The sequence below is a fragment of the Caulobacter sp. GW821-FHT10A06 genome (assembly GCF_059415805.1).
On record NZ_JBWKNY010000001.1, the window covers coordinates 643,448 to 656,676 of the forward strand.

Genomic DNA, 13,229 nt, shown 5'->3' on the forward strand with positions numbered 1-13,229 from the left:
GAAGCTCCAGGAGCAGGGCTGTTAACGGTCACGCCTTGGATAACCCCATTCCGCCATCTTCCAAACCGCTACCTTCGTCGTTACGTCGGTTGGGCGGATGGGGAGAAAGACATGGCGGACAACGTCCCGACCTTGGCGGAGTGGGCCGGTGGCCCCGAGCGGTTCAAGACGCTGTTCGAGACCTTCTACGCCTGTGTGCCGAACGATCCGGTGCTGGCCCCTGTGTTCGCGGGGATGGACCCGCATCACGCCCAGCACGTGGCGGCCTTCGTCGGTGAAGTGTTCGGCGGACCCAAGACCTATACCGAGGCCGGCGGCGGTCACGCGGCGATGATCCGCAAGCACATGGGGCGGCATCTGACCCAAGAGCAGCGCCGGGCCTGGGTGGCGTTGATGGTCGACACGGCCGACCAGGTGGGGATGCCCGACGACCCGGAGTTCCGCGCCGCCTTCGTTGGCTATCTGGAATGGGGCACGCGGCTGGCGGTGATCAACTCGGCCGAGGGCGTTCCCGAGCCCGAGGGCGAGCCGCCGATGCCAGTGTGGGGTTGGGGACCGCCTGGAGGCCCTTGGCTCGGGTAACAGGATTTGGGCTGACTTGCCGCCCGGCCGCCTTTGGCCTAACCCTCCCGGCCTTGAATCTACTTGAGACGGAGCGGGCCGCCATGAGCATCGCCTTCATTTTCCCGGGCCAGGGCAGCCAGTCGGTCGGCATGGGCGCCGATCTCGCCGAGGCCTTTGCCAGCGCCCGCGAGGTCTTCCAGGAAGTCGACGACGCCCTGGGCCAGAAGCTGTTTTCGCTGATGAAGGAAGGTCCCGAAGGCGACCTGACCCTGACCGAGAACGCTCAGCCGGCCCTGATGGCCGTCTCGCTGGCCGTGACCCGCACGCTGGAGAAGGAATTCGGCGTCGGCATCGATCGCGCCGCCTTCGTCGCCGGTCACAGCCTGGGTGAGTACTCGGCCCTGGCCGCCGCCGGCGCCATCAGCCTGGCCGACACCGCGCGCCTGCTGAAGCTGCGCGGTCAGGCCATGCAGCGCGCCGTGCCGGTGGGCGAGGGCGCTATGGCCTCGCTGATCGGTCCGAAGACGGATCTGGCCCTGGCCGAAGCGGCCGCCGCGGCCGGCTCGGAAGTCGGCGTCTGCGTCGTGGCCAACGACAACAACAACGGCAATGTCGTGATCTCGGGTTCGAAAGCCGCCGTCGACAAGGCCATCGAGAAGGCCAAGGAGCTGGGCGCGCGCGCCATTCCGCTGAACGTCTCGGCCCCGTTCCACTGCCCGCTGATGCAGCCGGCCGCCGACGAGATGGCCGAGGCGCTGGCTCGCACGACCATCATCGCTCCGCGCACCCCGCTGGTCGCCAACATCACCGCCGCCCCGGTCCATGACCCGGACGTCATCCGCAAGCTGCTGGTCGAGCAAGTCACCGGCCGCGTCCGCTGGCGCGAGAGCATGACCTGGCTGGCCACGGACGGCGGCGTCACGCGTTTCGCCGAAGCCGGCGCCGGCAAGGTGCTGTCGGGCATGGCCAAGCGCATCGCCCCGGACGCCGAGGCGACCCCGCTGAACACGCCTGCTGATCTCGAAGCCTTCGCGGCCTCGCTCTAATCCAAAGGAAGACCGACACATGTTCGATCTGACCGGCAAGACCGCTCTCGTCACCGGCGCCACGGGCGGCATCGGCGGCGCCATCGCCAAGGCTCTGCATGCACAGGGCGCCCACGTCGTCCTCTCGGGCACCCGCGAATCGGCTCTGCAGGAGCTGGCCGCCCAGTTCGGCGAGCGCGTCTCGTTCGTGGCCGCGAATCTCTCGGACGCCGCCGCCGTCGACGGCCTGGTCGCCAAGGCCGAGGAAGCCGCCGGCGCGCCTCTGGACATCGTGATCGCCAATGCCGGCGTCACCCGCGACGGCCTGATCGTCCGCATGAAGGACGAGGACTGGGAGACCGTGATCAAGGTCAACCTGGAAGGCTATTTCCGCCTGGCCCGCGCGGCCGCCAAGGGCATGATGAAGCGCCGAGCCGGCCGCATCATCGGCATCACCTCGGTCGTGGGCGTGACCGGCAACCCCGGCCAGACCAACTACGCGGCCTCCAAGGCCGGTATGATCGGCTTTTCCAAGGCTTTGGCTCAAGAACTGGCCAGCCGTGGCGTGACGGTCAACTGCGTGGCCCCCGGCTTCATCGCCAGCCCGATGACCGACGCGCTGAACGAAACCCAGAAGGCCGGCATCCTGTCGACGATTCCCGCCGGCAAGCTGGGCGAGGGGAGCGATATCGCCGCGGCGTGCGTTTTCCTGGCCAGCGATCAGGCCGGTTACGTCACCGGTCAGACCTTGCACGTCAACGGCGGCATGGCCATGATCTAAAACCGCTGTTCCTAAGTCGGTCTGCCGCTAGCAAGCCGAAAAGGAACGTGATAGGCGGAGCCCGACAATTCCTGCGAATAGCTTGGTTTTCGCCTGGCTGTTCATGGGCCGAAATTTTCTCAACGAGGGACTAACAGAATGTCCGACATTCTCGAGCGCGTGCGTAAGATCGTCATCGAACACCTGGATGCCGATCCCGAGAAGGTCACCGAGAAGGCTTCCTTCATCGACGACCTGGGCGCCGACAGCCTCGACAACGTCGAGCTGGTGATGGCGTTCGAAGAAGAGTTCGACATCGAAATCCCGGACGACGCCGCCGAGCACATCCAGACGGTTGGCGACGCCGTGAAGTTCATCACGGAAAAGACCGCCTAATAGGCGGTCGAGTTCGCTAGTCGAACCTGACCATTTCCGCCGCGTCGCACGGGCTCTTGCCATCGTGCGCGCGGCGGTTTTCGTTTGAGGCCAAGATTCGCGGCTGGCGCGCGTGGGGATAACTCCCCAAATGCTGCGTCCCGCATCGAAGGTTTGGGAGTGATCCATGCGTAGAGTTGTCGTCACGGGTATCGGCCTGCTGACCCCTCTGGGCCACGGTGTTGACGTGACCTGGAAGAACATCCTCGCCGGCAAGTCCGGCGCCAACCGCATCACGGCCTTCGATCCGACCGACTATGCCTGCAAGGTCGCTTGCGAGGTTCCGCGCGTCGATGGACGCGGCGGCGGCGGCCCGGACGTCGAAGGTAGCTTCGACCCCGACCAGACCATGAGCCCGCGCGACCAGAAGCGCGTGGACGACTTCATTCTCTACGGCATCGCCGCCGCGGACGAAGCCATCAAGGATTCGGGCTGGGTCCCGGAGACCGACGAGGACAAGTGGCGCACCGGCGTCATCCTGGGCTCGGGCATCGGCGGCCTGTCGACGATCGCCGACACCGCGCTTGAGCTGGAGGCCAAGGGCCCCCGCCGCGTCAGCCCGTTCTTCATCTCCTCGGCCCTGATCAACCTGATCTCGGGTCAGGTCTCGATCAAGTACGGCTTCAAGGGCCCCAACCACGCGGTCGTGACGGCCTGCGCCACCGGCGCCCACGCCATCGGCGACGCCATGCGCCTGATCAAGTACGGCGACGCCGACGTGATGATCGCCGGCGGCGCCGAAGCGGCCGTCTGCAAGGTCGGCGTGGCCGGCTTCATCGCCTGCCGCGCCATGTCCACCGAGTGGAACGACACCCCGGAAAAGGCCTCGCGTCCGTATGACAAGGACCGCGACGGCTTCGTCATGGGCGAGGGCGCCGGCGCCCTGGTCCTGGAAGAGTACGAGCACGCCAAGGCGCGCGGGGCCAAGATCTACGCCGAAGTGGTCGGTTACGGCCTGTCGGGCGACGCGCACCACATCACCGCCCCGTCGGAAGACGGCGAAGGCGGTGGCCGCGCCCTGGCGGCGGCGATGAAGGACGCGGGCCTCCAGCCCTCGGACATCGACTACGTCAACGCCCACGGCACCTCGACCATGGCCGACGGCCTGGAAGCCGGCGCCGTCGAACGCTTCCTGGGCGACCACGCCAAGAACGTCGTCATGTCGTCGACCAAGTCGATGACCGGCCACCTGCTGGGCGCGGCCGGCGCGATCGAAGGGATCTTCTCGATCCTGGCGATCCGCGACCAGATCGCCCCGCCGACGATCAACCTCGACAATCCGGACGTGAACGTCGCCATGAACCTGGCGCCGAACAAGGCCGTGCCGATGAAGATCGACGTGGCCGTGTCCAACAGCTTTGGCTTCGGCGGCACCAACGCCACCGTCGTGTTCAAGAAGGTCTCGTGAGCAAAAAGCCGTCGCCCCCCCGCAAAGCCCCCGCGCGCTCCGGCCGCCGGGAAACCGCCTCGGTGGGGCGACGGCTGATCCGCGCCCTGTTCGGCGCGTTCACGACCCTGGTCGTGATCGGGATGGTCGCCATCCTGGGTGTCGCCTTCGTCTATAACGGTCCCGGCCCGGCCGCGAAGATCGGCGACAAGACGACCGTCATCCTGCGCAAGGGCGCCAGCCTGCCCGAGATCGCCTCGGCGCTGGAGCAGGGCGGCGTGATCCGCTCCAACTCGATCTTCATGACCGCCGCCAAGCTCACGGGCGCGGCCCGCAGCCTGAAAGCCGGCGAGTACGAATTCGCCGACCGCGCCTCGATGGCCCAGGTGCTGGACGCCATCCGCCACGGCCGCATTGTGCGCCACTGGATCACCATCCCCGAGGGCCTGACCTCGGACATGGTCATGGACATTCTCAACAAGTCCGACCTGCTGGTCGGCGACGCCGCGACCCCGCCCGAAGGCGCGATCCTGCCCGAGACCTATGAGGTCCAGCGCGGCGAAGACCGCGCCGTGGTGCTCAAGCACATGATGGACGACCGCGACCAGCTGCTGAACAAGCTGTGGGCCACGCGCCAGTCGGGCCTGCCGTACCAGTCGAAGGAAGAGGCCGCGATCATGGCCTCGATCGTCGAGAAGGAGACGGGCGTGAAGGGCGAGCGTCCGCAGGTGGCGGCCGTGTTCGTCAACCGCCTGCGCACCGGCATGCGCCTGGATACCGACCCGACCGTGATCTACGGCATCACCCGTGGTCGTCCGCTGGGCCGCGGCCTGCGCCGGTCGGAACTGGACGCGTTCACGCCCTACAACACCTACAAGATCACCGGCCTGCCGCCGACGCCGATCGCCAATCCGGGCCGCGCAGCCCTGTCGGCGGCGCTGAACCCGGCCAAGACCAACGACCTCTATTTCGTCGCCGACGGCACGGGCGGCCACGTGTTCGCCTCCACCCTGGAGCAGCACAACGCCAACGTCGCCAAGTGGCGCCAGATCGAGCGTGACCGCGCGGGTGACGACAGCGTTCCGGTCGTGCCGGCCAAGCCGGCGGGGAACTAGGGCCATGCCGATCTCGGGGATGACGGGCTTCGCCCGGGTCGAAGGCGCTCACGGGGCCTGGACCTGGGCGGTCGAGGCGCGCAGCGTCAACGGCCGCAACCTCGAGACCCGCTTCCGGGGCCCGCCCGGCTTCGAGAGCCTGGAACGCGCCGCCCGCGAAGGTTCGCAAGGCCGCTTCCAGCGTGGCCAGTTGACCGTCAACGTCCAGGCCAAGCGCGCCGAGACCTCGGGCGAGACCCAGGTCAATGTCCAGGCCTTGGAGCGCTACCTGAAGGCCGGCGACCCCTATGTGGCCACCGGCATGGTCGCCAAGCCCACCCTGGACGGCCTGCTGGCCCTGAAGGGCGTCATCGAGGCCCGCGAGGACGAGGACGACGCCGAGACCCGCGCCGCCGTCGAAACGGCCATGGCTGCCTCAATCGCCCAGGCGCTGGACGGCCTGAAGACCGCCAGGCAGGAGGAGGGCGCGGCCCTCGACCCCGTCCTGAACGGCCTGGTCGACCGCATCGAAGGCCTGACCGCCGACGCCGAGCGTGAGGCCGCTGGCCAACCGGCTGTGCTGAAGGAGCGCTTTTCCCGTCGCATGGCCGAGCTGGTCGGCGAGGCCGCCAGCGAAGAACGCATCGTCCAGGAAGCCGCCGCCCAGGCCGTGAAGGCCGACGTGCGCGAGGAGCTGGACCGCCTGGCCAGCCACGTCGTGGCCGCGCGCGGTCTGCTGTCGGGCGAGGGCGCGTCGGGCCGCCGGCTCGACTTCCTCTCCCAGGAATTCATGCGAGAATCCAATACCCTCTGCTCGAAATCGGCCCTGACCGCCCTGACCGCGATCGGTCTGGAGCTGAAGGCCGTGATCGAGCAGTTCCGCGAGCAGGTCCAGAACGTTGAATAAGCCCCACCATAACACCCGCGGCCTGCTCTTGATGGTCGTCGCCCCCTCGGGCGTCGGCAAGACCTCGCTGACCCGCCGCCTGGTGGCCGACCACAACGACCTGCACCTGTCGATCAGCTACACGACGCGTGAGCCGCGTCCGGGCGAGCATCACGGCCGCGACTATCACTTCACGACGCGTGAGGAATTCCAGGCGCTGATCGACCAGGACGCCTTCCTGGAGTGGGCCGAGGTCTACGGGAACTTCTACGGCAGCCCCAAGCCGCCGATCATGGCCGCGCTGGAGCGCGGCGAGAGCGCGCTGTTCGACATCGACTTCCAGGGCGCCATGAAGGTGCACGCCCAGGCTCAGCAGGACAGCGTGCTGGTCTACATCCTGCCGCCGTCGCTGGCCGAGATGAGTCGCCGCCTGCACGCGCGCAGCCAGGACAGCGAAGAGGTGATTCACCGCCGCCTGTCGCGCGCCAAGGACGAGGTCGCTGCCTGGGAGCAGTTCGACTACGTCATTCTGAATGATGATTTCGACCGCGCCTACGCGGACCTGGCCCACATCTATCATGCCGAACGTCTGAAGCGGGCGCGTAACCCGTGGATCGGCAACCTGGTGGGCGATCTCTTGAAAGAAGAGACCTGAAGAGCAGCGGGACCGAAAACCTCGTCCTTCGACAAGCTCAGGATGAGGTTTTCTAGTGCCGCGCTCCAGTAAGTCCTCATCCTGAGCTTGTCGAAGGACGAGGACGGGCCCTCAGCGCCTTAAAGCGCGCGACGGCCGAAGATCAGGTGGTACAGCGCCAGGATGACGACGGCGCCGATGGTGGCCACCAGCAGGCTGTAGAGATTGAAGCCGGACACGCCGCTGTTACCGAACTGGTTGAACAGCCAGCCGCCGACGAACGCGCCGACGATGCCGAGCACGATATCCAGCAGCACGCCGCTGCCAGAGCGGTTGACGAGCTTGCTGGCGATGAAGCCGGCGATCAGGCCCAGAAGAAGCCAGGCGAGAATGGACATCGTAGGGACTCCATGAGCGATGGGCCGCCCTGCGCGGCCTTGCCCAATCAAGTCCCAAATAGTCCAGTTAGTTCCCGCGCATACGTTCCTGGACGTAGGCGATCAGCTTCTCGGCCGGCGGACGGCCGAACGCGATGAACAGGCCCGAGCCCAGAACGGCTCCGATCAGGAAGGTCAAATCCATCACGCAAATCCCCTAAGACGCTGATGGAGCTATTGCAGATGCTTCGTGGCCGAGCCAAGGCGACACGGGGGCGCTGCGACGATCGGTCTTGGCCTCGCCTGCTTAGGCGGCGCCGCGCGACGGTGCCAGTAGCGCCAGGGTGCAGGTCAGGCCCTCGGGCGCGTAGTCGAAGTCGGCCGCGCCGGCCAGGTCGCCCTTCAAGCTGGAGGCGATTAGGCGCGAGCCGAAGCCTGTGCGAGTAGGCGGCTTCACGAGCGGGCCGCCGCGCTCCTTCCACTCGACCACCAGCTTGGTGCGGCCGTCCAGGCGCCAGTCCACCGTGACGCGGCCGGTGTCCTGGGCCAGGGCGCCGTACTTCGAGGCGTTGGTCGCCAGTTCGTGGAAGATCATCGCCAGGGCCACAGCGACATTGGGCGCCAGGGGTACGGGCGGGCCGTCCAGGCGGACCTGGGTGGAGTAGGGCTGCAGCGCCTCGGCCAGCAGTTCGCCCAGATCGGCGCCCTCCCAGCTGCGGCGGGTGAGGAGGTCGTGGGCTTGGGCCAGGGCGTAGATGCGGTCGTTGAACTGGGCCAGGCCCTGCGGGCCGCCTTCGCGCAGGCTGTGGCGGGCCAGGGACTGGACGACCACCAGGGTGTTCTTCACCCGATGGTTCAGCTCGTTGATCATCAGCTGCTGCCGCTCGGCCGCTGCCTGGGCCTCTTCCTCGCGAGCGCGCAGGATGTCGGCGGCGGCCTGCAGCGAGCCGCGCACCTCGGCGATCTCCTGCAGGTGCGAGGGGGCGGGGTCCAGCGGCGCGCCGGCGGCCAGGGCCTCGGCCTCGGCGACCAGGCCGCGCACGTCGCGCGAGATGGGGCGGGCGAAGGCCAGGGCGGCTGTGACGCCCAGGGCGATCAGCAGGGCGGCCCCAGCGACCGCCGGACCCAGCGAGGTCATGACGGCGCGGTTCAGCTCCTCGCGCGGCACGCCGACGATGAAGGTCCAGCCATAGGTCGGCGAGCGGCTGAAGGCCGACAGGGTCTGGACGCCGTCCAGGGTGTGGGTGCGCACGACGCCGTCATTGGCGCGGGCCATGGCCTTCTGCATGTCCTTGCTGGCGTGCTTGCCCAGCATCTTGTCCTGGTCGCGCGAGCGGGCCACCAGGGCGGCGTTGCGGTCGACGATGCTGGCGGTCCAGCTGTCGGGGAAGGCCTGGCCGGTCATCAGGGCGTGGAAGGCGGCCGGATGCTGCATGTAGGCCAGCACCAGCAGCTTGCCTTTGACCAGCACCGGCACGTTGGTGCCAATCAGCGGGCTGAGCCCGTGGCGCGGAATCAGGTTGCTGACGTTTGACTTGCCCGTGGTCATCTCGGCCCAGGACTGAGGCGTGACCGGCGCGTACGGCGTCGGGACACCCGGCGGGATGCGGGTGTTGATCAGCTGACGATCCATGGTCATCAGCACGATCCAGCCTTCGCGGCCCTTCACGGCCTGGCGGGCCTGCGTCTCGAAGGTCGCCAGGTCGCCCTCGGCCAGGGCGGGGGACACGGCCAGGCCCTGCAGCACGCTCTGGCCCTGGCCGATCTGGCGGTCGGTCGCCAGGGACAGGGCGCGGGTCATGGCGACCAGCTGGGTCGAGAACCGCCGCTGGCCCTCGCCATACTGCATGGCCACCAGCGCGCCCATCAGCAGGATCGCCGGCGCCGCCAGGGTCAAGGCCATGAAAAGAAGGCGTCGGGCGACCGTCGAGGGCGCCTTCGCCGCACTAGTGGTGGTCACATTCGCCCCGCTCAGCCCTTGGTTAGGCTGGAGGGGGGCAGGCTTAGCGTCAATAGCCTTTCACGCAAGGGGTTACGCGTGTGGGCTCGCCAACATCCACAGGCCCATGGCGACCATGAAAAGGTTCTCGGTCAGGGACACGAAACCCAGCGGCACATTGCTGTCGCCGCCGACGCAGGCGCACTTGAGGTCACGCTTGTCGACATAGACCGCCTTGAACACCGACACCGCCCCGATGCCGCCGATGACGAGGCCCAAGGGCGCGGCGAACCAGGTCAGGACGCCCGCCGCCATCAGCACCCCGGCCGCCAGCTCGGCGAACGGATAGATGTAGCCGTACGGGACCCAGCGGCGGGCCAGGAGGTCGTAGTTCAGGAACATGGTCGAGAAGGTCTCGACGTCGCGCAGCTTCAGCATGGCCAGCAGGCTCATGGAAAAGGCCACGAACCATTCGGCCGCCTGGACCGTCAGGGGCGTGTGGAAGGCCGCCTGAGAGGCCGCCAGGGCCATCAGGGCGGCCACGGCGAAGACGGCGATCACCGGCGTGTAGGTCCGGGCCTTGGGATCGCGCGCGCCGAAGTGGAGGCGCAGGTCGCTGTAGCCGCCGATCCGCTGGCCATTGATGAAGACCTGGGGCGTGGTCTTGACGTCGTGCTCTGCCTTGAAGGCGTCGGTCTCGGCGCGGGTCTTCAGCCAATGGTCCTCGACCGCATAGCCCTTGGCCTTCAGCAGGTGCAGCGCCTTCAGGCCGGACGGGCACAGGTGCTCGGGCATGACCATGCGGTACAGCACGGCGGTCTTGTTGGGACGCATCGCTTGAACTCCTTGGCTCGCGATCGGACCCTCCCCATGTAGGTTCCGTACCATGGTACGGAGTCAAGGCATGGCCAATACGATCGCGAACTTGGCCCGCGAGGGCGGCGTCGGCGTCGAGACGGTGCGTTACTACCAGCGTCGCGGACTGCTTCGAACGCCCGACAAGTCCGGTGGTTCGGCGATCTCGGGCGGGGTGCGGCGCTACGAGGCCGAGGACGTCCGCCGCCTGAAGTTCATCCGCCAGGCCCAGGTGGCCGGCTTCACCCTGGAACAGATCAGCGAGCTCCTGGAGCTCGACGCCGGCCAGGACCGGGCGCGGGCCAGGGCGCTGGCGCGGGAGCGCATCACGGCGCTGGATGCGAAGATCGCCGAGCTGCAGACGGCGCGGGCTTCGCTAGCCAAGCTGGCGCATGCGTGCGCGGCCTCGGACAACGGCCCGTGCCCGATCATCGAGGCGTTCGAGGCCTAGTCCTGGGCGCCCCGCTTGCGCAGTGCGCGGGCAAAGGTTTCGCCGGTCTGCTCGAAGCCCGTGGCGAGGCCGAAGGCGCGCAGATCGTTGGCCTCCGCGGGTGCTTCGAGGATCAGTTCGCCACATCCCGCCGACCGCGCCGCTTGCGAGGCGGCCTTCAGCAGCAGGCGGGCAATGCCGTTGCGGCGTCGCTCGGGATCGACCAGCAGGGCCGAGATCGTCCCGACCTTCAGATCGGCCGTCAGCACGGCATGCCAGTGCACGGCGATGACGCCCGAGGGCGGTCCCCATTCGTCGGCGATCAGCAGGGCGCCGGGCTGCTCCAGGAGGGCGGCGAGGCGGTGCGCCAGCCGATCCTTGCCGACGATCTCGCCTGCGGTGGACAGCAGTTCGGCCAGGCCCTCCGCATCACTGATCTGGGCGGCTCTGATCGAGAGGCCGTAACGGTTCGACATGCGCTCAGGAGGTGGGCGCGTTCGTCAGGTCTCGCAACAGCGCGAGGGAGAATTCCGCGAAGCTGGGCGCGATCACCGTGTCGTCGGCTTCCAGGTCGACGCCGGGAAAATGCAGCAGGATCTGTCCGTGGGCGCCGTTGCGGCCAGGATGCAGGTCCAGGATCAGCCGAGGACTGCCGTCGAAGGCCGCGAACGGGACCCAGAGCCTGTCCCACAGCACCGGCTGGATCCGATTCTCGGCAATGTGCGCGACGGGTTCCTCGTCGCCGAAGAGGTCCTCCATCAGATCCATCGTCTCGAGGATCTCGTCGATGGGCAGGAAGCGGTTGTCTTCGAAGAGCGCGTGCTCGGCGCCCAGATCGTTCTGGCCATTGGCGATGGCGAGGTACTGCTTGAAGGCTTCCGGCAGGGGCGCGCCGACGCGCTGCTCGAGGACGGCGATCTCCTCGGGCGAGGCCGCAGGATTAAGGGTGGGAAAGACGTCCGGTGACCGCGCCGCGATCCGCTCGATGATCTCTGCCCACATGGCGGTCTCTCCTAGTCCAGCGTGGCCCGCGCCAAGGCCAGGAACCCCGCCAGGTCGATGACCTCGGCGCGGGCGTCGGGGCTGATGCCGGCCTTTTCGCACAGCTCGCCGCCGCCCAGGGCCTTGAGGCTGGAGCGCAGCATCTTGCGGCGCTGGCCGAAGGCGGCGGCGGTGACGCGTTCCAGGGCGGTGATCACTTCGACAGGCGGCGGATCGGCCTTCGGGACCAGGCGCACCACGGCCGATGCGACCTTGGGCGGCGGCGTGAAGGCCTTGGCCGGCAGGTCCATGACCGTCTTGGCGTCGCACAGCACCTGCGAGATCACGGCCAGGCGGCCGTAGGCGTCGTCGTCGGTCGTGGCGACGATGCGGTCGGCGACTTCCTTCTGGAACATCAGGGTCATCGACAGCGGCTTGAAGGGACCCGTTAGCCAGTTGATCAGCAGCTGGGTGCCGACATTGTAGGGCAGGTTGGAGACCACGTGCGCCGGGACATTACCGGCGGCCTTGGCGCCGTCGACCTTCAGGGCGTCGCCCTCGACCAGTTCCAGGCGACCGTCGGCGGCCTCGGACAGTTCGGCCAGCAGGGGCAGGAAGCGGCTGTCCTTCTCGATGGCCACGACGCGGGCGCCGGTCTCGAGCAGGGCGCGGGTCAGGCCGCCGGGACCGGGACCGACCTCGACCACGGTGTCACCCTCATGGACGTCGGCCAGCCGGGCGATCTTCCGCGTGATGTTCAGGTCCAGCAGGAAGTGCTGGCCAAAGCTCTTGCGCGCCATCAGGTCGTGGCGCTCCAGGGCCTCGCGCAGGGGCGGCAGGTCGGCCAGGCTCATCGTATGTTCTCTCAGGCGCCGCGACGGGCGGCGATGTCGGCCGCCAGCTTGATGGCGGCGATCAGGCTATCGGGACGAGCAATGCCGCGTCCAGCGATGTCGAAGCCGGTGCCGTGGTCGGGCGAGGTGCGCACGATCGGCAGGCCCAGGGTGATGTTCACCCCGCCCCAGAAGTCCAGCATCTTGACCGGGATCAGGGCCTGGTCGTGATACATGCACAGCACCCCGTCGTAACGGACGCGGGCTTCCGGGTGGAACAGGGTGTCGGCCGGAGCAGGGCCGAAGCAGTCGACGCCCAGATCCTGCAAGGCGCGGACGGCCGGGGTGATGATCTCGATCTCTTCGCGGCCCAGCGCCCCGCCTTCGCCAGCGTGCGGGTTCAGGGCGGCGATGGCCAGGCGCGGGGACGCGATCCCGAAGTCGCGGCGCAGGGCCTGGGCGGTGACGAGGCCGCTATTGACGATGCTCTCGACATCTAGGGCGCCCGGGACCTTGGCGATGGACGTGTGGATGGTGACGAGCGTGGCGCGCAGGTCGGCGGCGGCCAGCATCATCACCGGCCCGCGCGCGCCTTCGAAGCGCTCGGCGGCGGTCAGTTCGGCCAGGAACTCGGTGTGGCCGGGAAACTTGAAGCCGGCCTCGTACAGCGGGGCCTTGGCGATCGGGGCGGTGACCAGTCCCGACACGCCGCCCGATAGCGCCAGGCCGACGCCGGTCTCGATCCAGCGGATCACCTGCGGCGCATAGGCCGGCGACGGCTGGCCCGCGACGACGGGCGAGAGCAGGGGGATGTCGATGACGGGCAGGGCGTCGGGAAAGACGCCCGCCACGTCCTGCGGCCGGGTCACGGTGCGGACCTTCACCCCGCCGCCGGCCGAGGCCAGCAGCTGGGCGTCGCCGATCACGACGAAGGGCGGGCCGTCCTGGCGCAGCGCGGCCCAAGCCTTGGCGATGATCTCCGCGCCGACGCCGGCGGGATCACCGGCGCTGAGGGCGAGGGGACGCATA

At 68.2% G+C, this 13,229-nt stretch carries 16 protein-coding genes; 9 read left to right on the forward strand and 7 right to left on the reverse strand.

The genetic code is table 11. The features are described 5' to 3' along the window. The first annotated feature begins 111 nt into the window (after positions 1-111). From AC07NF_RS02775 to gmk, 8 genes are all read left to right on the forward strand, one after another. Positions 112-582 carry a group II truncated hemoglobin gene (locus AC07NF_RS02775; protein ID WP_494631227.1) on the forward strand — a complete coding sequence of 157 codons (471 nt, stop codon included), beginning with the start codon at positions 112-114 and terminating at the stop codon, positions 580-582. Between the two features lie 83 nt (positions 583-665). Then, positions 666-1,610 carry an ACP S-malonyltransferase gene (gene fabD / locus AC07NF_RS02780; protein WP_494631224.1) on the forward strand — a complete coding sequence of 315 codons (945 nt, stop codon included), beginning with the start codon at positions 666-668 and terminating at the stop codon, positions 1,608-1,610. Positions 1,611-1,629: 19 nt separating this feature from the next. Further along, complete coding sequence (gene fabG, locus AC07NF_RS02785; protein WP_492811046.1) at positions 1,630-2,370, forward strand: 3-oxoacyl-[acyl-carrier-protein] reductase; 741 nt, start codon at positions 1,630-1,632, stop codon at positions 2,368-2,370. Positions 2,371-2,508: 138 nt separating this feature from the next. Beyond that, a complete protein-coding gene (locus AC07NF_RS02790; protein ID WP_004615098.1) occupies positions 2,509-2,745 on the forward strand; it encodes an acyl carrier protein in 237 nt (78 codons plus the stop codon). A 166-nt stretch (positions 2,746-2,911) separates the two neighbouring features. Then, positions 2,912-4,192, forward strand: a complete 1,281-nt coding sequence (fabF, locus tag AC07NF_RS02795; protein WP_492811043.1) for a beta-ketoacyl-ACP synthase II — start codon at positions 2,912-2,914, stop codon at positions 4,190-4,192. Further along, a complete protein-coding gene (mltG, locus tag AC07NF_RS02800; RefSeq protein WP_494631221.1) occupies positions 4,189-5,286 on the forward strand; it encodes an endolytic transglycosylase MltG in 1,098 nt (365 codons plus the stop codon). The genes fabF and mltG overlap by 4 nt, the downstream gene beginning before the upstream one ends. Positions 5,287-5,290: 4 nt before the next feature. Next, on the forward strand, positions 5,291-6,172 hold the full coding sequence (locus AC07NF_RS02805) for a YicC/YloC family endoribonuclease (protein ID WP_494631218.1): 882 nt from the start codon (positions 5,291-5,293) through the stop codon (positions 6,170-6,172). Further along, the gene (gene gmk, locus AC07NF_RS02810) at positions 6,165-6,806 is read left to right on the forward strand and encodes a guanylate kinase (RefSeq protein ID WP_494631215.1); all 642 of its coding nucleotides are present in this window, start codon (positions 6,165-6,167) and stop codon (positions 6,804-6,806) included. The genes AC07NF_RS02805 and gmk overlap by 8 nt, the downstream gene beginning before the upstream one ends. Before the next feature lie 119 nt (positions 6,807-6,925). On the opposite strand, the gene AC07NF_RS02815 is transcribed toward gmk, so the two are convergent. The 3 genes from AC07NF_RS02815 to AC07NF_RS02825 all read right to left on the reverse strand — a co-directional run bounded on the left by AC07NF_RS02815 (position 6,926) and on the right by AC07NF_RS02825 (position 9,935). After that, positions 6,926-7,183 (reverse strand): GlsB/YeaQ/YmgE family stress response membrane protein, encoded by a 258-nt coding sequence (locus AC07NF_RS02815; protein WP_291878538.1) that lies wholly within the window; start codon positions 7,181-7,183, stop codon positions 6,926-6,928. Between the two features lie 286 nt (positions 7,184-7,469). Beyond that, positions 7,470-9,122, reverse strand: coding sequence for a sensor histidine kinase (locus AC07NF_RS02820; RefSeq protein ID WP_492811034.1), 1,653 nt, complete (start codon positions 9,120-9,122; stop codon positions 7,470-7,472). A gap of 72 nt (positions 9,123-9,194) precedes the next feature. Further along, positions 9,195-9,935: a MauE/DoxX family redox-associated membrane protein gene (locus AC07NF_RS02825; protein ID WP_494631208.1), complete on the reverse strand. Its 741-nt coding sequence runs from the start codon at positions 9,933-9,935 to the stop codon at positions 9,195-9,197. 70 nt (positions 9,936-10,005) lie between these two features. On the opposite strand from AC07NF_RS02825, the gene AC07NF_RS02830 reads away from it, so the two are divergent. After that, positions 10,006-10,407, forward strand: a complete 402-nt coding sequence (locus AC07NF_RS02830; protein ID WP_494631206.1) for a MerR family DNA-binding protein — start codon at positions 10,006-10,008, stop codon at positions 10,405-10,407. Here the strand turns inward: AC07NF_RS02830 and AC07NF_RS02835 are convergent. Genes AC07NF_RS02835 through pdxA form a run of 4 tightly spaced genes read right to left on the reverse strand, consistent with a single transcriptional unit; the run spans position 10,404 to position 13,228 of the window. After that, positions 10,404-10,862 (reverse strand): GNAT family N-acetyltransferase, encoded by a 459-nt coding sequence (locus AC07NF_RS02835; RefSeq protein ID WP_494631204.1) that lies wholly within the window; start codon positions 10,860-10,862, stop codon positions 10,404-10,406. The two genes, AC07NF_RS02830 and AC07NF_RS02835, sit on opposite strands and share 4 nt — an antisense overlap. 4 nt (positions 10,863-10,866) lie before the next feature. Further along, positions 10,867-11,388, reverse strand: a complete 522-nt coding sequence (locus AC07NF_RS02840) for an SMI1/KNR4 family protein (protein ID WP_494631202.1) — start codon at positions 11,386-11,388, stop codon at positions 10,867-10,869. Positions 11,389-11,399: 11 nt separating this feature from the next. Further along, positions 11,400-12,221, reverse strand: a complete 822-nt coding sequence (gene rsmA, locus AC07NF_RS02845) for a 16S rRNA (adenine(1518)-N(6)/adenine(1519)-N(6))-dimethyltransferase RsmA (protein WP_494631199.1) — start codon at positions 12,219-12,221, stop codon at positions 11,400-11,402. Between the two features lie 11 nt (positions 12,222-12,232). Then, positions 12,233-13,228, reverse strand: coding sequence for a 4-hydroxythreonine-4-phosphate dehydrogenase PdxA (gene pdxA, locus AC07NF_RS02850; protein ID WP_494631197.1), 996 nt, complete (start codon positions 13,226-13,228; stop codon positions 12,233-12,235). Between the last annotated feature and the right edge of the window lies 1 nt (position 13,229).